Annotated in this window: 16 protein-coding genes and 1 tRNA gene; 6 read left to right on the top strand and 11 right to left on the bottom strand. The window is 67.2% G+C overall.

Features of this window, described 5'->3' with window-relative positions; translation table 11 throughout:
• Positions 1 to 12: 12 nt before the first annotated feature.
• Together AC1DS0_RS00085 and glpK are read right to left on the bottom strand one after the other, a co-directional pair.
• Positions 13 to 86: transfer RNA gene (locus AC1DS0_RS00085), tRNA-Gln, on the bottom strand.
• A 163-nt stretch (positions 87 to 249) separates the two neighbouring features.
• Positions 250 to 1,752 (bottom strand): glycerol kinase GlpK, encoded by a 1,503-nt coding sequence (gene glpK / locus AC1DS0_RS00080; RefSeq protein ID WP_476812377.1) that lies wholly within the window; start codon positions 1,750 to 1,752, stop codon positions 250 to 252.
• Positions 1,753 to 1,985: 233 nt separating this feature from the next.
• On the opposite strand from glpK, the gene AC1DS0_RS00075 reads away from it, so the two are divergent.
• The gene (locus AC1DS0_RS00075; RefSeq protein ID WP_476812376.1) at positions 1,986 to 3,086 is read left to right on the top strand and encodes a Ppx/GppA phosphatase family protein; all 1,101 of its coding nucleotides are present in this window, start codon (positions 1,986 to 1,988) and stop codon (positions 3,084 to 3,086) included.
• Positions 3,083 to 3,799, top strand: a complete 717-nt coding sequence (locus tag AC1DS0_RS00070; protein WP_476812375.1) for an RlmE family RNA methyltransferase — start codon at positions 3,083 to 3,085, stop codon at positions 3,797 to 3,799. The genes AC1DS0_RS00075 and AC1DS0_RS00070 overlap by 4 nt, the downstream gene beginning before the upstream one ends.
• Before the next feature lie 5 nt (positions 3,800 to 3,804).
• Here the strand turns inward: AC1DS0_RS00070 and AC1DS0_RS00065 are convergent, their stop codons facing one another.
• Genes AC1DS0_RS00065 through AC1DS0_RS00055 form a run of 3 tightly spaced genes read right to left on the bottom strand, consistent with a single transcriptional unit; the run spans position 3,805 to position 6,740 of the window.
• Entirely contained in the window at positions 3,805 to 4,494 is a 690-nt protein-coding gene (locus AC1DS0_RS00065; protein WP_476812374.1) for an ABC transporter ATP-binding protein, read from the bottom strand.
• Positions 4,491 to 5,738 (bottom strand): ABC transporter permease, encoded by a 1,248-nt coding sequence (locus tag AC1DS0_RS00060; RefSeq protein WP_476812373.1) that lies wholly within the window; start codon positions 5,736 to 5,738, stop codon positions 4,491 to 4,493. Before AC1DS0_RS00060 ends, AC1DS0_RS00065 begins: the two co-directional genes overlap by 4 nt.
• Before the next feature lie 3 nt (positions 5,739 to 5,741).
• Positions 5,742 to 6,740, bottom strand: a complete 999-nt coding sequence (locus AC1DS0_RS00055) for an efflux RND transporter periplasmic adaptor subunit (RefSeq protein WP_476812372.1) — start codon at positions 6,738 to 6,740, stop codon at positions 5,742 to 5,744.
• A gap of 159 nt (positions 6,741 to 6,899) precedes the next feature.
• Between AC1DS0_RS00055 and AC1DS0_RS00050 the strand changes: the two genes are divergently transcribed.
• Positions 6,900 to 7,589, top strand: coding sequence for a TetR/AcrR family transcriptional regulator (locus AC1DS0_RS00050; protein WP_476812371.1), 690 nt, complete (start codon positions 6,900 to 6,902; stop codon positions 7,587 to 7,589).
• An 89-nt stretch (positions 7,590 to 7,678) separates the two neighbouring features.
• Here AC1DS0_RS00050 and glpX read toward each other — a convergent pair whose 3' ends face one another.
• Both glpX and AC1DS0_RS00040 read right to left on the bottom strand, forming a co-directional pair.
• Positions 7,679 to 8,677 (bottom strand): class II fructose-bisphosphatase, encoded by a 999-nt coding sequence (glpX, locus tag AC1DS0_RS00045; RefSeq protein WP_152014347.1) that lies wholly within the window; start codon positions 8,675 to 8,677, stop codon positions 7,679 to 7,681.
• Between the two features lie 96 nt (positions 8,678 to 8,773).
• Entirely contained in the window at positions 8,774 to 10,114 is a 1,341-nt protein-coding gene (locus tag AC1DS0_RS00040) for a homoserine dehydrogenase (protein WP_476813063.1), read from the bottom strand.
• Between the two features lie 108 nt (positions 10,115 to 10,222).
• On the opposite strand from AC1DS0_RS00040, the gene AC1DS0_RS00035 reads away from it, so the two are divergent.
• A complete protein-coding gene (locus AC1DS0_RS00035) occupies positions 10,223 to 10,570 on the top strand; it encodes a VOC family protein (RefSeq protein WP_476812370.1) in 348 nt (115 codons plus the stop codon).
• 12 nt (positions 10,571 to 10,582) lie between these two features.
• Here AC1DS0_RS00035 and AC1DS0_RS00030 read toward each other — a convergent pair whose 3' ends face one another.
• From AC1DS0_RS00030 to AC1DS0_RS00015, 4 genes are all read right to left on the bottom strand, one after another.
• The gene (locus AC1DS0_RS00030) at positions 10,583 to 11,014 is read right to left on the bottom strand and encodes a hypothetical protein (protein WP_476812369.1); all 432 of its coding nucleotides are present in this window, start codon (positions 11,012 to 11,014) and stop codon (positions 10,583 to 10,585) included.
• Between the two features lie 253 nt (positions 11,015 to 11,267).
• The gene (locus AC1DS0_RS00025) at positions 11,268 to 12,488 is read right to left on the bottom strand and encodes an LL-diaminopimelate aminotransferase (protein WP_476812368.1); all 1,221 of its coding nucleotides are present in this window, start codon (positions 12,486 to 12,488) and stop codon (positions 11,268 to 11,270) included.
• A 150-nt stretch (positions 12,489 to 12,638) separates the two neighbouring features.
• Positions 12,639 to 13,265, bottom strand: a complete 627-nt coding sequence (locus AC1DS0_RS00020) for a glutathione S-transferase family protein (protein ID WP_476812367.1) — start codon at positions 13,263 to 13,265, stop codon at positions 12,639 to 12,641.
• Positions 13,266 to 13,340: 75 nt separating this feature from the next.
• Complete coding sequence (locus AC1DS0_RS00015; RefSeq protein ID WP_152014342.1) at positions 13,341 to 13,592, bottom strand: hypothetical protein; 252 nt, start codon at positions 13,590 to 13,592, stop codon at positions 13,341 to 13,343.
• Between the two features lie 302 nt (positions 13,593 to 13,894).
• On the opposite strand from AC1DS0_RS00015, the gene AC1DS0_RS00010 reads away from it, so the two are divergent.
• On the top strand, positions 13,895 to 15,643 hold the full coding sequence (locus AC1DS0_RS00010; RefSeq protein WP_476813062.1) for a PHA/PHB synthase family protein: 1,749 nt from the start codon (positions 13,895 to 13,897) through the stop codon (positions 15,641 to 15,643).
• A 257-nt stretch (positions 15,644 to 15,900) separates the two neighbouring features.
• Positions 15,901 to 18,131 (top strand): autotransporter outer membrane beta-barrel domain-containing protein (locus AC1DS0_RS00005; protein ID WP_476812366.1); only part of this gene is annotated, 2,231 nt, incomplete at its 3' end.

Genomic DNA, 18,131 nt, shown 5'->3' with positions numbered 1-18,131 from the left:
CTTATAGGAAAGTGGCTGGGGGACTAGGATTCGAACCTAGACAACCAGAGTCAGAGTCTGGGGTCCTACCGTTAGACGATCCCCCAACGGGCGCGCTGTCTGCGACGCGTCGGATGGGGGCGATCTAAACAACCTCGCGCCCGGTTGCAAGCCTTCTGTGACGATTTCGACATGCGAGCCGTTCACGGCACCTTGCACAGCAGCTCAAACGATCGCCGGAGCCCGCGCGACGGGATATCAGCGCGCGCGTCAGCTCCCGCTCAGCGTGCGCCTGACGGCGTCGCGCCAGCCGGCGACGTGGTTGCGGCGCGTCTCCTCGGCGAGGCCCGGCGAGAATCGCCGCTCCAGCCGCCAGCGATCGGCGAATTGGGTCGGCTCCGGAAGCAGGCCGGCATCGAGACCGGCGAGATAGGCGGCCCCCAGCGCGGTGGTCTCCAGCACCTGCGGCCGGTCGACCGGGGCGGCGAGGATGTCGGCGAGGCGCTGCATCGTCCAGTCGGAGGCGACCATGCCGCCATCGACGCGCAGCACCGTCTCCGCCCCGTCCGCCTCCGGCCAGTCGGAGCGCATCGCCTCGAGCAGATCGAGCGTCTGGAAGCAGACCGAATCGAGCGCGGCGCGGGCGAACTCGCGCGGGCCGGTGTTGCGGGTCAGGCCGAACATGGCGCCGCGGGCATTGGCGTCCCAATGCGGCGCGCCGAGGCCGGTGAAGGCCGGCACCAGATAGACCTGCTGGCCGGAATCGGCCTTGGCCGCGAGCGGGCCGCTGTCGGAGGCCTTCTCGATGATGCCGAGCCCATCGCGCAGCCATTGCACCGCGGCACCAGCGATGAAGATCGAGCCCTCCAGCGCATAATGGCGCACGCCCTTGAGCTGGTAGGCGATGGTCGAGAGCAGGCGATTCTGCGAGGTGACGGCCTTGGTGCCGGTGTTGAGCAGCGCGAAGCAGCCAGTGCCATAGGTCGACTTCAGCATGCCGGGCTCGAAGCAGGCCTGGCCGACGGTCGCCGCCTGCTGGTCGCCGGCAATGCCGCGAATCGCGATCGCGCCGCCGAGTAGGCCGGGCTCGCTGTCGCCGAAATGAGCGGCGCAGTCGCGGACGTCCGGCAGCATCGCCGCGGGAATGTCGAGCAACGCCAGCAGTTCCTCATCCCAACGCCCCTTGTGGATATCGAACAGCATGGTGCGCGAGGCGTTGGTCGCGTCGGTGGCGTGGACGCGCCCGCCGGTCAGGCGCCAGAGCAGGAAGCAGTCGACCGTGCCGAAGGCGAGTTCGCCGCGCTTCGCCCGCTCGCGGGCGCCGGGGACGTGGTCGAGGATCCAGGCGATCTTGGTGCCGGAGAAATAAGGATCGATGCGCAGGCCGGTGCGCTCGGCGACCAGCTTGCCATGGCCTTCCGCCTCCAGCGCGGCGCAGCGCTCGGCGGTGCGCCGGTCTTGCCAGACGATAGCGCGATGGATCGCCTGGCCAGTGCTGCGGTCCCAAACGAGCGTGGTTTCGCGCTGGTTGGTGATGCCGATCGCGGCGACCTCCCCTGCCCGCGCCTCAGCGCGAGCAAGCGCCTGCCGGCAGACCGAGAGCGTGCTCTCCCAGAGATCCTCCGCCTCGTGCTCGACCCAGCCCGAGGCCGGATAATGCTGCGGGAATTCCTGCTGGGCGCTGGCGACCGGCTGCAGATTCTCATCGAACAGGATGGCGCGGGAGGACGTCGTGCCCTGGTCGATCGCCAGAATCATGCGCCGCGCCGCCATGCCGTTTCTCCCGATTGGTCGCCGCCGGCTTGGTCATGCCGGCCAAGGCCGAGCTTTGCCGCGAAGACGGGACACAGGCAAGCACAGCCGAAGCTCGCCGCAGTTTCGCCACAGGTTCCGCTTGGCAGGGGCCGCGTGCTGTTGTTACGCTGCCCTTCGAATGGAAACGTTCCAGCTTCTTGCTGGACTCCGGCAGGCCACCATGACGGTCCTGACCGGCGAAGGGTTAGCAAGTGACGGTCGAAGACCGCCAGGATTCCGACCGCCCCCTCGTGGCGGCGATCCCTCTACCGGGCGAGCGGCCCGCGCCGCCGGACGCGGTTCGGTTCGCTCCGGCCCCGTTCCAGCGCCCTCATCCGACCACCTATGCCGCGCTCGATCTCGGCACCAACAACTGCCGTCTGCTGATCGCCCGGCCGGCCCAGCACGGCTTCCGGGTCGTCGACGCCTTTTCGCGGATCGTGCGACTCGGTGAGGGGCTGGGCGCCAGCGGGAAGCTTTGCGACGACGCGATGGACCGCGCCGTCGAGGCCCTGAAGGTCTGCAAGAGCAAGATGGACCATCGCGGCGTGACGCGGGCCCGCCTGATCACAACCGAGGCCTGCCGGGCTGCGACCAATGGTGTCGAGTTCGTCCGCCGCGTCGGCGAGGAAGCAAGGCTCGAACTCGAGATCGTCGACCAACGCACGGAAGCCTCGCTCGCCGTCACTGGCTGCGCTGCGCTGGCGGCGCCGGAGGCCGGCGCAGTCATCGTCTTCGACATCGGCGGCGGCTCGACCGAGATCGTCTGGCTCGGCGGGCGCGAGGCCGGGCGCGACCCAGCCTCGCGCATCCGCGAATGGGCCTCGCTGCCGATCGGCGTCGTCTCGGTGGCGGAGCGCTATGGCGGCATCGAGGTCGGGCGCGAGAAATTCGAGCGCATGGTCACCGATTGCAGCGAGGCGCTGGCGCCGTTTGCGGCGAAGGCGGCGGCGGCACGGAATGCACCGAATTTCCACCTGCTCGGCACCTCCGGCACCGTCACCACCGTCGCCGGCATCCATTTGCGCCTGCCACGCTATGACCGGCGCCAGGTCGACGGGCTGTGGATGCAGGACCGGGACATTTGCAGCGTCATCGACGAACTCGTCGCGATGGACTATGCCCAGCGTCAGGCCAATGCCTGCATCGGCCGCGAGCGGGCCGATCTGGTGCTCGCCGGCTGCGCCATCTTCGAGGCGATCCGGCGGGCCTTCCCAAGCCCGAAGGTGCGCATCGCCGATCGCGGCCTGCGCGAGGGCATCCTGCTCAGAATGATGCACGAGGATCGCGCCTGGTGGCGCCGAAGGCAATGACGACAACAAAATCCGGCAGCGGCGGTGGCGCACGCGACCTGCGCATCAAGGTCAAGAAGCCCGCCAAGCGCAGCCATTCCTCGCAGCTCTGGCTCGAGCGCCAGCTCAACGACCCCTATGTGAAGCGGGCGCGCGAAATGGGCTATCGCTCGCGCGCGGCGTTCAAGCTCGCCGAGATGGATGAGCGCTACAAGTTCCTGAAACCCGGCCAGAAGCTGCTCGATCTCGGTTGCGCCCCAGGTGGCTGGTGCCAGGTCGCGGGCGCCAAGATCGGGCTCGAGAACGGCAAGGGACGGATCGTTGGCATCGACCTTTTGCCGGTCGATCCGATCCCGCATGTCGAGCTGATCGAGCTCGACTTCATGTCGGACGAAGCCCCTGCCCTGTTGACGGAAAAGCTCGGCGGCAAGGCCGACGGCGTGATGTCCGACATGGCCGGAAATACCACCGGCCACAAGAAGACCGACCATCTCAGGATCATCGGCCTCGCCGAGGCGGCGCTCGAATTCGCCAACAACGTGCTGGCACCGGGCGGCTTTTTCCTTGCCAAGCTCTTCCAGGGCGGCGACACGGCCGGGCTGCTGGCGGAGCTGAAGCGCGACTTCGCCCAGGTTCGCAACATCAAGCCGGCAGCGAGCCGGGCCGATTCCTCCGAGCTCTACGTGCTGGCGACCGGCTTCCGGCGCAAGGCCGAGCCGGGCGCAGAAGACTGATCGTCTCAGCTCTCGGTCTGACTCTCGGCCAGTCGGCCGTCGACGAGATGGATGCGGCGACTCGCCTTCGCCGCCATCCCGGTGTCGTGGGTCACGGCGATGACCGTCTTGCCGCGCTCGCGCACCAGCGCATCGAGAATCGAAAAGACCTGCTCGGAATTTTTGCTGTCGAGGCTGCCGGTCGGCTCGTCGGCGAGGATCACCGGCGGATCGTTGGCAAGAGAGCGGGCGACAGCGACGCGCTGGCGCTGACCACCCGAGAGCTGGTCGGGCCGCTTGTCGAGGTGATCTGCCAAGCCGAGCGCGCCGAGCAGTTTGGTCGAACGCTCATGCATGGCAGCTGCGCCGAGGCGGCCGAGCCGGCGCATCGGGATCTCGACATTCTCGCGCACCGTGAATTCCGGCAGCAGGAAGTGGAACTGGAAGACGAAGCCGAGCGTCGCCAGCCGGATTGCGGCGCGCTCGCGTTCGCTGAGCCCGGCCGTGTCCCTGCCTTCGATGGCGAGCAAGCCCTCGGTCGGCTTGTCGAGCAGCCCGAGCAGATAGAGCAGCGAGGACTTGCCCGAGCCTGACGGACCGGTGATCGCGACGAACTCGCCCGTCCCGATCGCGAGCGTGATGCCCTGGACCAGCGTCACCGGCACGGCGGCGGGCAGGACGCGGGTCAAGCCCTTGGTTTCGATCAGCGCGCTCATGTCGCGCCCCGGATGATGTCGACCGGGTTGAGCCGGGCCGCCTGCCTTGCCGGCAGGTAGCCAGCGATACCGGCCGAGACCAAAGCGAAGCCGGCGGCGATCAGATAGTGCCAGATGCTCCAGGCCAGCGGCAGGCGCGTGATCTCCTGGGCGACGCTGGCGCCCGACAATTCGAAGCGGACGAGCGAGAGCGCAAAGCAGAGCGAGAATCCGACCACCCAGCCGACCAGCGAGCCGCCGGCGCCGAGCGCCACGCCTTCCAGCAGGAAGAGGCGGCGCATATCGGTCTCGGTGAAGCCCAGCGACTTCAGGATGGCGATGTCGCGCGCCTTCTCATGGGTGATCGTCGAGATGATGTTGAAGATGCCGAAGCCGGCCACCAGCAGGATCGCACCGACGACCGTGTACATGATGACATTGCGGATCACGAGCGCCTGCAGCAGCGACTCGTTCGCCTCCTGCCAGGCCATCGCCTTGTAGCCGATCTGCGCCTCGGCCCGCCGCGCCACCTGCGGCGCGGCGTTGGGATCGTCGAGCTTCAGCCTGATCTCGTTGATCGCATTCGGGCGCTCGCTGAGGATCTGGGCGTTCTTGAGCAGGACATAACCCTCGCCTTCGTCGCGCGCCGTGGTACCCGTGTGGAACAGGCCGACGATCTTGAAGGCGCGGCTCTGGCCGGTCGAGGAGACGACGGTGACGGTGGTGCCGGGTTCGGTGCCGAGACGCTGCGCCAGCCGGTCGCCGACGACGATGTTGTTGCCGCCGGCGATCAGCGAGGCGAAGCTGCCCTGGCGGAAATCCTTGGCGAGCGAGGAGACCTTCATCTCCGCCTGCGGCTCGATGCCGATGATGGCGATGCCAACGTCGCGGCCGGAATAGCGCACCACCCCTTGCGTCTTCAGGCTGAGCGCCAGCCGCCCCGGCACCCAGGCCCTCAGCATGGCGACTGCCTCGGTCGGGTTGAGGATGCCGCGCCGGTCGTCCTTCGGCCGCAGGCCGGCAATGTGAACTGCGGCAAAGGCGTCCTGCGCCGGCTGGCGGCGGGCGTCGCGGTATTCGTCGGTGATGTCGACATGTGGCATGGTGTCGACGAGGCGCGCGACGAAATCATCCTCACCGCCCTGCATCAACGCGGCCATGGCGATCGAGAAGCCGACGCCGAGCGCGACGCCGATGATCGCGACCAAGGTCTGCCGGCCGCGGCCGCGGATATGCGTCAGGGCCAGGGCAATGATCAGGCGCATGGATCAGCCGCCTTGTGGCGCGACGCGGGCGCCGTCCGCAAGCTTGTCCGGAAACGGCGTGATGACGCGGGCCTGCTCGGGCAGCCCCGAGAGCACCTCGACATCGCCGGTGCCGCGAATGCCGATCGATAGCTCGCAGCGGCGGGCGCGATCGCCGTCTTGGACGAAGACGGCGTTGCCCTGCACAGCGGCGACCGGCAGCAACAGCGCTTCCTTCGCCACCCGCGCGATGATGTTGAGCTCGACCGTCATGCCGATCAGCAGCGGCGTGTCACCCGGCAGAGCGAGATAGACGCGATAGGTCTTGGCAACGGGATCGCCCTTGGGCGTGATGCTGTCGACGGTCCCCTCCAGCGTCCGCCCCGGGAAGGCGTCGGCCCGGATCAAGGCACGCTGACCGGGCTTGACCTGGGGAATGTCCTCCTCATTGACCTCGGCGACGACGCGTAGCGGCTTGGCCTCGCCGATCCAGAACAGCACGGTGCCGGGCTCGGCGATCTCGCCGACCTCGCCGTCGCGGCGCAGCACGGTGCCGCGCATCGGGGCGCGCAGGACGTAGCTCTCCAGGCGCGCGGTCTGACCAGCGATCAGGGCCGAGGCCTGGCTCATCTCGCTGCGGGCGCGGTCGAGCGCCTGCTGGCTCATCACATTGCGCTCGACCAGCACGGCGAGCCGGTCATGCTCGGCAGTGGCGAGCTTCTGGCGGGCCTTGAGCTCGGCCAAGGTCGCTTCGGCCTGGACGCTGTCCAACCGGGCGAGGACATGGCCCTGCTCCACGCGCTGGCCTTCACAGTCACAGCGCTCGACGATGCGCTCGCGCACCAGCGCCGTGACCTTGGCCCAGTTGCGCGGCTCGACCGTGCCGGTGGCGTGGACGATCTCGACCGCATCGCCGCGCCTGGGTGTGACCGTCGCGACCGCGGTGGGCTTCGTCAGGGCCCAATATCCGCCCCCGGCAGCGAGGAGCACCACGACGGCAAGAAGACTGCGAGCGAACGTCACGAAACCCTCCGCAGGAGGCGCCGCGCCGGGCCTTCCCTGTTCGCGATCGCCGCGATCCGGGAGCGTTGCGCCGGCGGCGTCTTGCGCGCACAATCGCGAAAGACCGACCGTCGGTCACTTTGCAGACCGACGGTCGGTCGTCAAGAGAAAGCGCGTTGCATGCCCCGTATCGTGAAGTCCGCGGATGATCGCAGGAACGAGATCCTCGACGGCGCGCAGGCGCTGTTCTTCGAGCGCGGCTATGAGCGGACGACGGTGAACGACGTCATCGCCAAGGTCGGCATCTCAAAGGGGGGCTTCTACCACCACTTCACGGCCAAGGAGGATCTGCTGGAGGGGATCACCGCCCGGCTGGCGCAGGATGCCGTCGCGCGCATCCGCGATATCCTCGATGACCCCACGCTCAGCGCCCTGGAGCGGCTGAACGGCTTCATGGCGCGCTCACGCAGCATGAAGCTGGCGGATGCACCGAAGTTTCGGGCGGCCTTCGACGTGGTCTTCCGGCCGGAGAACCTGCTGCTCTACCACCGTATCAACGCCGCCTCGATCGCAGTGATGCGGCCGGTTCTGACCAGGATCATCGCCCAGGGCAAGGCCGAAGGCGCCTTCGCCGTACCCGATCCCGAGGCCGCGGCGGAGATCCTCCTGCACCTCAACGCCAGTACCCACGACGCCGTCGCGCGCACCATCGATGCGATGGGAACGTCCGGGGAAGACGCCGCGATCGCGGCGCTGGATCAGCGCTTCCAGTTCCAGGGCATCGCGATGGACCGCATCCTCGGGCTGCCCGACGGCAGCCTGACCATCGTCGAACCAGGATTCACCCGTGCGGTGATGACGGCGCGCTGAGCGCGCCGTCTCATACTTTAAGTTCAGAGACCATTTTACCGATCAGCTTGCGGTGCACGCTGATCAGAATGGGCTCAGCAGAGGCCGGATCAGTCGAGCTTGAACTTCGACAGCTCGCGGTGCTCGCCATAGATGCGGCGGACCGTGCCGGTGATCGAGCGGTAGACGATCGTCTCGGTCTCGATCACCTCGGGCCCGAAGCGCACGCCCGAGAGCATGCCGCCATCGGTGACGCCGGTGGCGCAGACGATGACGTCGCCCGAGGCCATCTCCGACATGTCGTACTTCTTGTTCGGGTCCTTGACGCCCATGGTCGCGGCGCGCGCCCGCTTCTCCTCGGTGTCAAGGATCAGGCGGCCCTGCATCTGGCCACCGACGCAGCGCAGCGCCGCCGCAGCGAGCACGCCTTCCGGCGCGCCGCCGATGCCGAGATAAAGGTCGATGCCGGTCTTTTCCGGCTCGGTGCAGAAGATCACGCCAGCAACGTCGCCATCGGTGATCAGGCGGATCGAGGCGCCGGTCTTGCGGACTTCCGCAATGAGCTTCTCGTGGCGCGGCCGATCCATGATCAGCGTGTTGATCTCGTGCGGCTTGACGCCCTTGGCGCGGGCGAGCGCATTGATGTTGTCCGCGGCCGAGGCGTCGAGATCGACGATCCCAGGCGGATAGCCCGGGCCGATCGCGATCTTGTTCATGTAGACGTCGGGGGCGTAGAGCAGTTGGCCGGCGCCGGCCATCGCCATCACCGCGATCGAGCCCGGCATGTCCTTGGCGCAGAGCGTCGTGCCCTCGAGTGGGTCGACGGCGATGTGGACCTTGGGGCCCTGCTTGTTGCCGACCTTCTCGCCGATGAAGAGCATCGGCGCCTCGTCGCGCTCGCCTTCGCCGATAACGATCTCGCCATCGATCGGCAGGCGGTTGAGCTCGCGCCGCATCGCATCGACCGCGGCCTGGTCGGCCGCCTTTTCGTCGCCATGGCCGCGCAGGCGGGCGGCGGCGACGGCGGCGCGCTCGGTGACGCGCACCAACTCCATCGAGAGATAGCGCTCGATGATCTGGTCGGGCGAGATGCGGAGATCGACGGACATGGGGGACTCCCTGAGCGCGTTAGCGGATGGCCGAGGTGAATAGCGAACGGATTGGCGATGATATGGCGAAGCCGTGGGCGACCGCGCCTTTCACGCTCATTCCCGCTCGATGCGGATGACTTGCGGCGCTTCTGCGATGTGGCCGTCGGCGCTGACCTTCTCCAGGGCGCCGCGGATGGCCTGCTCGCTGGTGGCGTAGGTGATCAGCACGACCGGAACCGGTGCGCCGGAGCGCCCGCCGGGATCCTGCTGGGCGGCGATCTCGGAACGACGCTGGACGATGCTCTCCAGCGAGATATCAGCTTCGGCCATCCGGGTCGCGATCGCCGCGGCCGCACCGGGACGGTCGGCGACAGCGAGGCGGATGTAATAGCCGCCCTCATGACGCTGCATCGGCGCCCGCGTCGGCTGCTCCAGCCGGGCGACCGGCATGCCGAAGGGCTGGCCGGCCGTGCCGCGGGCGACATCGGCGATATCGGCGATCACGGCCGAGGCGGTCGGGCCGCCACCGGCGCCAGGGCCGACCAAAGTGATCTCGCGGACCGCGTCGGCGTCGATCGTCACCGCATTGGTGACGCCCATCACCTGCGCGATCGCAGAGGATTTCGGCACCATGGTCGGGTGCACGCGCTGCTCGATGCCGGTCTTGGTGCGCTCGGCGACGCCGAGCAGCTTGATCCGGTAGCCGAGCTCGTCGGCCATCTTCAGGTCGAGCGGCGTGATCGAGGAAATGCCTTCGACATGAATCGCTTCGGCATCGATCTTCGTACCGAAGGCGAGGCTGGTCAGGATGGCGAGCTTGTGGGCGGTGTCGAAGCCCTCGACGTCGAAGGTCGGGTCGGCCTCGGCATAGCCGAGGCGCTGGGCGTCCTTCAGGCAAGCTTCGAAGGTCAGGCCCTCGAGCTCCATGCGCGAGAGGATGTAATTGCAGGTGCCGTTGAGGATGCCGTAGAGCCGGCTGACATTGTTGCCCGAGAGCGCCTCGCGCAGCGTCTTCACCACCGGGATGCCGCCGGCCGAGGACGCTTCGAAGGCGAGCGCCGCGCCGTTGCTCTCGGCAAGCTCGGCAAGCGCGACGCCATGGGCAGCGAGCAGCGCCTTGTTGGCGGTGACGACGTGCTTGCCGGCGGAGAGCGCGGTCTCGACCGCCTTCTTGGCCGGCCCGTCCGAACCGCCGATCAGTTCGACCAGGCAATCGATCTCAGGGGACGCGGCGAGCGCGACCGGATCGTCGAACCAGGTAAAGCCGGAGAGATCGATGCCACGATCGCGATTGCGATCCCGGGCCGAGACCGCCGTCACGCGGATCGGCCGGCCGCAACGGGCGGCGAGCGCATTCTCCTGGCGCTTCAGAATGCCGGCGACCGCCGCGCCGACTGTTCCCAGGCCGGCAATGCCGACGCGCAGGGGCCTGATCTCGGAGGGAGCAGCGTGCATGGTCATGAGCGGCGGGGTCGCATGAGGCGCGCGGGGAGTCAACGGCGAAGGGGTAGAGGGAACCTCTCCGGAAACGCCGGATTGAGTACGCAACGAGGAGATATCGCGATGCTGAAGGTCGGCTCGATCGTCTGGGGCGTGCGCGACGTGCCGCGCGCCATCGCCTTCTGGACGCAAGCGCTCTCCTATGAGCCGCTGCGGCCGCCCTCGCCCGACTGGGCGATCCTGGTGCCGCGGGAGGGTTTCGGCGTGCAGCTCGCGATCACGCAGGTCTCATCGCAGGCGCATGATCATCAACGCCATCATCTCGACCTCTATGCCAGCGATCGGAATGCCGAGGTCGAGCGTCTGCTGCGCATCGGCGCTAAGCGGGCCGAGTGGCGCTACCCGGACGGCGCCGACTACATCGTGCTGGAGGACCCGGACGGAAACCGCTTCTGCGTCATCGAGAAGTGAGGCCCTGCCGCCTCACTCGAAGCGGCAGACGACCTCGGCGGCGAGCTTATGGACCTTGCCGTTCTCGAAGCCGAGATAGAGCCGCAGCAGCTGGTTGCCGAAGGCGGTGATCTTGATGGTGCGCAACGCCTCGACACTGTCGCCGTCGGCCTGGGTCGAATTCTCGTCGATCGGCTTCCAGAACCAGGGCTTCGGTGCCCGGATCACCGTCTGCGCCAGCAATTGCTCGGCTTCGGCCCGGCCCATGCCAGCCGGAAAATACTTGCCGGCGATCTCGGTCGCGTCACGGCCGCATTCCTTGGCGCGCGAGGCGGTCAGCACCTCGGCGATCAGGGCAGAATCGGTGTCGCTGGTGCGGCCGCGCGAGAAATCATAGGTCGCGAACAGGCAGACCAGCGCGAACAGGCCGAACATGATCCCGATCAACCGGCCCTTCGAGACCATGATGCGCTCTTTATCCCTGCTATCCGCCCCGGCGCTGGGTTCCCATGTTTCGACGGCCCGGTCCAGTGCCGGCGCGCAACACTGGGAGGCCTCTTTCCGGGACAGCCCAAAGGGCTGAGCCCGGAACCCAGAACCGATGCCCATCATCGCGAAGGCTTGGATATCGAGAGCTTCAGCTCGGATGACATCGGTTCTGGGTTCCGGGCTCGCTGCTACGCAGCGCCCCGGAATGACGGCGTGCGTTGCTTACGCCCTACCCCGCCTTCGGCATCTGGATGACGTTGTGCAGGGTCTGGTCGGCGCTCTTCAGGAAACGGCCGATATTGCGCGCCGCCTGGCGGATACGCTGCTCGTTCTCGACGATGGCGATGCGAACATAGTCGTCGCCATGCTCGCCGAAGCCGATGCCCGGCGCGACCGCGACTTCCGCCTTCTCGATCAGCAGCTTGGAGAACTCCAGCGAGCCGAGGTGGCGGAACTTCTCGGGGATCGGCACCCAGGCGAACATCGAGGCCTGCGGCGCCGGGAACTCCCAGCCGGCCTTGCCGAAGCTCTCGACCAGCGCGTCGCGGCGCTTGCGATAGATATCGCGCATCTCGCGGATGCAGTCGTCCGGGCCATTGAGCGCCGCAGCAGCCGCGACCTGGATCGGCGTATAGGCGCCGTAGTCGAGATAGGACTTCACGCGGGCGAGCGCCGCCAGCAGCCGCTCGTTGCCGACGGCGAAACCCATGCGCCAGCCGGCCATGGAGAAGGTCTTCGACATCGAGGTGAACTCGACGGCGACGTCGATCGCGCCCGGCACCTGCAGCATCGAGGGCGGCGGGTCGTTCTCGTCGAAATAGACCTCGGCATAAGCGAGGTCCGACAGCAGGATCAGCTCGTGACGCTTCGCGAAGGCGACGAGGTCGCGGTAGAAATCGAGCGAGGCGGTATAGGCAGTCGGGTTCGCCGGATAGCAGGTGACCAGTGCGATCGGCTTCGGCACCGAATGCGCCATCGCCCGTTCCAGCGCCGGGAAGAAGGCCGGGGTCGGCTCGGCCGGGACGGAGCGGATCACACCGCCCGCCATCAGGAAGCCGAAGGCGTGGATCGGATAGCTCGGATTGGGCACGAGCACGACGTCGCCGGGACCGGTGATGGCCTGCGCCATATTGGCAAAGCCTTCCTTCGAGCCGAGCGTGGCGACGACCTGCGTGTCGGGATTGAGCGTCACGCCGAAACGGCGCTGATAATAGTAAGCCTGGGCGCGGCGCAGGCCGGCAATGCCCTTCGAGGCGGAGTAGCGATCGGTGCGCGGCTTGCCGGCAGTCTCGACCAGCTTCTCGATGACGTGCTTGGGCGCCGGCAGATCGGGATTGCCCATGCCGAGGTCGATGATGTCGACGCCCTTGGCGCGCTCGGCAGCCTTGATCTTGTTGACCTGTTCGAAAACGTAGGGCGGCAGGCGCTTGATGCGGTGGAAATCGGTCATCTCGACTACGGGTCCTTGCGGATCGCCATGCGGCAGCACAGCAAATCACATTCTTGCGTTGCGATGCCTTACCACCGCAACTTCCGCCCCAACAGCAGAAAAAACGCAAGATTCAACGAACGACGGTGCATGCCGCATTGCTGCAACGCTTCAAGCCGGCGGGATGAAGGGCTGGCTGATCGCGCGGAAGACGTCGAGCGCCTCGCAACGCGCGGAATGCGCCTCCAAAGCTGGATAATCGCCGAGGACGACGAGATCGGGATGCGCATCGCTGGCAAAGCGCAGCGCGCAGGCGAGCGCGATGTCGGCATGGCCGATGCGATCGTCGAACCACCAGTCACCGAGGCGCTCCTCCCGCTCCCGCTCGAGAGCGGCAAGGACACCCAGGATCTGAGAGCGGCAGCGTCCGGCCCAGACCTCGGAGACCTGGTCGTGCAAGCGCAGCTCGTAGAACAGGCTCACCGCCTTCTCGGCGAGCCCCATCGCCAGCGCCGCGACGCGCAAGGCCCTGTGACGACCCGGCTCCGTGCGCGGGAACAGGGCAAGCTCGGGAGGAACGAGACCGTCGAGATAATCGAGGATGGCATGGCTCTCGACCAGCACGAGCCCGTCATCGAGCTCGAATGTCGGCACGCGAACCAGCGGATTGAGCGGCGCGATCCTGTCGCCGTCGCCGAAGACCGACCAGGGTCGATGTTCGAAGGGCAGCTCATAGAGCGTCAGCGCGATGCCGACGCGGCGCACGAAGGGCGAATCATACTGGCCGATCAGGATCATCGCGGGTGCTCCACCGAGGAGCCACCATTGGGGCGCCCCGCGCGGCGCAAGGCAAGCGGCCCACGCCCGCCGCCGTCACTCCTTCGGCTGCGGCGGCGGTGCCGGCGGCGGCAGGACCTTGCCGAGGCTCTGCGCCTGCGCGCCAGCAGCGTCATTGGAGATTCGCTTGGCTTCCAGTTCGGCCTCGAGCTTCTTGAACTCGTCGACGGTCTTGCGTTTGGCCTGCCGCGAGACGGTGGTGCCGATCGGGATGTATTTCGGATCCTGCGGCCGGGTCTCGGTGACGAACGGCTTGGGCTCGCCGGGTTTGGTGGCGAGATCGGTCATTTCAGCCACGCCGCGCGTGGCTTCGCAGCCTCCAAGGCCGACTCCGACCAGCAGAACCAGTCCAGCCGCCCCGAGCGAGATTTGAGTCCGCCTGTCAGCCATCGCCCCGCTTCCGCAAAATTTCTTTGTCACTCATACCGGTTAGGTCCTTAATGGGTCTAAAATGGGGAGTGCAACTCCTGCGTAAGGCTATCAAGGGGAGCGCCATCATGTGTCCGCCAGCTGACGAGAAGGGCAAGACCGGGCCAAAGCCTGCGGAGGCGCCGTTCGCCGAGCTTCCGGCCGTGCCCGATTTCGAGGCGATGGCGCAGAACATGGGCAAGCTGGTCGAGCAGGCCGGCAAGGTGACGGCGGCGTATCTGAAACCGATCGAACGCGGCGAGGCCAAGACCGGCCAGGCCGACGAAGCCAGCGAAATGGTCAAGGTGCTCGGGCGCGTCGCCGAGCGCTGGGTCAGCGACCCGCAGAAGATCATCGAGGCCCAGGGCGCGATCACCAGCGACTTCCTCTCCCTGTGGAGCTCGACCCTGAAGCGCCTGAGCGGCGAACAGGTCGAGCCGGTGATCGCTCCCGAGAAGCGCGATGCCCGTTTCGCCGATCCGGAGTGGAACAGCCATCCGGTCTTCGATTTCGTCAAGCAGGCCTATCTGCTGACGACGCGCTGGGCCGAAGGCATGGTCGAGCAGGCGGACGAGCTCGATCCGCATACCCGTGACAAGGCCCGCTTCTACGTCAAGCAGATCGCCGGCGCCCTCTCCCCCTCCAACTTCGTCGCGACCAATCCCGAACTGCTGCGCGAGACCATGGCGCAGAACGGCGAGAACCTAGTGCGCGGCATGAAGATGCTGGCCGAGGACGTCGAGGCCGGCGGCGGCGAGCTCAAGATCAGGCAATCCGATGCCGGCGCCTTCCAGGTCGGCGTCAACATCGCGACGACGCCGGGCAAGGTCATCTATCGCAACGACATCATCGAGCTGCTCCAGTACGCGCCGGCGACCGAGACCGTGCTGAAGCGGCCGCTGCTGATCGTGCCGCCCTGGATCAACAAGTTCTACATCCTCGATCTCAACGCCGAGAAGAGCTTCATCCGCTGGTGCGTCTCGCAAGGGCTGACGGTCTTCTGCATCTCCTGGGTCAACCCGGACCACCGCCACGCGCTCAAGGATTTCGAGAGCTATATGCGCGAGGGCATCTTCGCCGCGCTGGAGGCGATCGAACAGGTCACCGGCGAGAAGCAGGTCTCGACGATCGGCTACTGCGTCGGCGGCACGCTGCTCGGCGTGACCCTGGCCTATATGGCGGCAACCCGGGACAAGCGCATCGCCAGCGCGACCTTCTTCACCACGCAGGTCGATTTCAGCCACGCCGGCGAGCTCTCGGTCTTCGTCGACGAGGAGCAGATCCGCGCCGTCGAAGAGCAGATGGCCGAACGCGGCTATCTCGACGGCTCGCGCATGTCGGGCGCCTTCAACATGCTCCGGCCCAACGACCTGATCTGGTCCTATGCCGTCAACAACTACCTGAAAGGCAAGGCGCCGACCCCCTTCGACCTGCTCTACTGGAATTCGGATTCGACCCGGATGCCGGCGGCGAACCACTCCTTCTACCTGCGCAACTGCTATCTCGAGAACAAGCTGAGCAAGGGCGAGATGCGCCTCGGCGGCAAGCTGCTCGACCTCAAGAAGGTGACGATCCCCATCTACAATCTGGCGACGCGCGAGGACCATATCGCTCCGGCGAAATCGGTCTTCGTGGGCTCGCAGACCTTTGGCGGCCCCGTCGACTATGTCATGGCCGGGTCCGGCCACATCGCCGGCGTGGTCAACCCGCCGAACAAGGTGAAGTACCAGTACTGGACCGGCCCGAAGCCGGAAGGCGCCTTCGAGGACTGGATGAAGACGACGCAGGAGCATCCCGGCTCCTGGTGGCCGCATTGGCTCGCCTGGCTGGAGAAGCAGGCGCCCAAGCGCGTCAAGCCACGCATCCCCGGCGAGGGGCCCCTGCCCGCGCTCGAGGATGCGCCAGGAAGCTACGTGAAGATCAAGGCGTAACGCTCCGGCATAGCGGCGGATTCGCCACATCGCGGTTTTTAGCGCGGATGTGAACGGCTGTTCATTGCCTTGGCGCCGACATGGCCTAAGCCTGCCATGTCGGCCGGGGCTTCTTGATGTCAGTGCGAACCAGTTCGAAGCGCGCGCGGATGCCGTCGGGGCGCGGCCCGCAGCCAAGGCGGCTATATGCTTCGACATCGATATTCGCGCTCGCCCTTGCCTTGCTCGCCAGCGCGCCTGCGGTCTCCGCTCCCTCCGTGGAGGCGACCGGCGACGTCAACCCGGGCGGCCCCGGGCCAAAGCCCGCGAACTGGAACCTGGGCGGCGCGACCCTCACGGTCGGAGACCTCGCCGATGGCACGCTGACCATCACCGATGGCGGCCTCGTCTCGAGCGGCCCCAGCGCTATTGGATTTACCGGCCGAGGCACCGTGACGGTGACCGGCCAGAATTCAAGCTGGACCGCTGGCCCCCTCTCCGTTGGCTTTGGCGCGGCCGGCACGCTGACGATCATCGAAGGCGGCAGCGTCCATGCCACGAGTATCGTGATCGGCCAGGATCCGTTCGGGACTGCGGCAGATCCATCGACCGTAACGGTGAGTTCGGCGGGATCCCAATTGATCGCCACGGGCTCCATCGACGTCGGAACCAGCGGTTTCGGCACGCTCGTCATCAAGGAAGGCGGGCTGGTCCGGTCGCTGTCGGTCAGCGTGTCTCGCTCCGGAGCGACCGGGGTCTTGCGCCTGCTTGGCGATGCGGTGAACGGCCGTGGCGTGCTGGAGACCCGCCAGGTCATGAAGTTCGGAAGCGGGACGGCCGTGGTCGAGCTGAACGGCGGAATCCTGCGGGCGATGGCCAACCAGGCCAACTTCCTGAACGGCTTTTCGGCGCTGACCATCGGCACGAACGGCGCCTTCTTCGACAGCAACGGCTTCAGCATCGGCGTCTCGACCAGTTTCGACGGCACGGGCGGCCTGACCAAGCAGGGCGCCGGCACGCTGACCCTGACCGGCACCAACACCTATTCAGGAGCGACCACGGTCGAAGCCGGCACGCTCTCCATCGAGGGCTCCGGCGCGATGTCGGCGGCGTCCGACTACCAGGTCGCATCGGGCGCGACGCTGCAGGTCAGCGACGGGCTCGGCGCCGTCACCGCCGGCTCGCTCGCCGGGGCCGGCTCGATCCAGGTCGGCACCGGGACGACGCTGAAGGCCGGCAGCAGCAATGCCTCGACCACCTTCTCGGGCACGATCACCGGCAATGGCGGGCTCGACAAGACCGGTACGGGCACGCTGACGCTGACGGGCACGAACACCTACACCGGCGGCACGACGGTCTCGGGCGGCAAGCTGGTGGTCAACGGCTCGATCACCGGCTCGGTGAGCTTGAGTGGCGGCACGCTCGGCGGCTCAGGGACGGTCGGGCCGCTCGTCGTCGCCAACGGCGGTACGGTCGCGCCGGGCAATTCGATCGGGACCTTGAAGGTCTCGGGCAATGTCTCCTTCGCGAGCGGCTCGACCTATCAGGTCGAGGTCAACGCGGCCGGCCAGAGCGACAGGATCGTGGCCTCTGGCAGCGCGACGCTCTCGGGCGGCACGGTGCAGGTCCTGGCCGAGAGCGGCAATTACGCGGCCTCGACGAACTATACGATCCTCACGGCAAGTGGCGGGGTCAGCGGCAGCTTCAGCAGCGTCACGTCGAACCTCGCCTTCCTGACACCGTCACTGAGCTATGGCGGCACGAGCGTCACGCTGACCATGACCCGCAACAACACCTCCTTCGGGCCGGACAATAGCGGCGGCACAGGCAGCACGAGCGGTAGCTCTGGCGGCACGACCAGCACCTACGTCGCTGCCACCCGTAACCAGGGCTTCATCGCGATCGCGGCCGAGCGTTTGGGCGTCGGCAATCCCGTCTATGACGCGCTGATCTCGGCGACGGCGGCCGAGGCGCGCGCCGGCTTCGACCTGCTCTCGGGCGAGGCGCATGCGCAAGCCGTCAGCGTCATGATCGACGAGAGCCGGCTGGTGCGCGACACCATCCTCGGCCATCTGCGTGGGCCGCTGCTGACGCAGCCCGGCCAGCAGGTTGCAGGCGCCTTCACTGCCGATCTGCCSGGCCGCAAGGGCGCGGTCRYGATGCCCGCSCCGRTSCCGCAGCCGCGYTATGCGCTCTGGGGCACGGCCTTCGGCGGCACGGGCAATACCGACGCCGACGGCAACGCCGCGAGCATGAGCCGCCGCAGCGGTGGGGCCCTGCTCGGCGCCGATTTGATGGTCTATGACGCGCCGGGTTCGTCGCTGAAGGTTGGCGTCGCCGGTGGCTACAGCCAGTCGCGCTTCGATCTCGATGCCCGCCTCTCGACCGGCAAGCTCGAGAGCGGCCATGCCGCGCTCTATGCCGGGGCCCGCTTCGGCCAGCTCAGGCTCGATGCCGGTGCAGCCTATAGCTGGTCGGAGAGCGACATCCGCCGCCAGGTCCAGATGAT

This window comes from Allobosea sp. P4_H5, from assembly GCF_056400825.1.
This window is presented reverse-complemented; position numbering and strand designations above follow the sequence as displayed.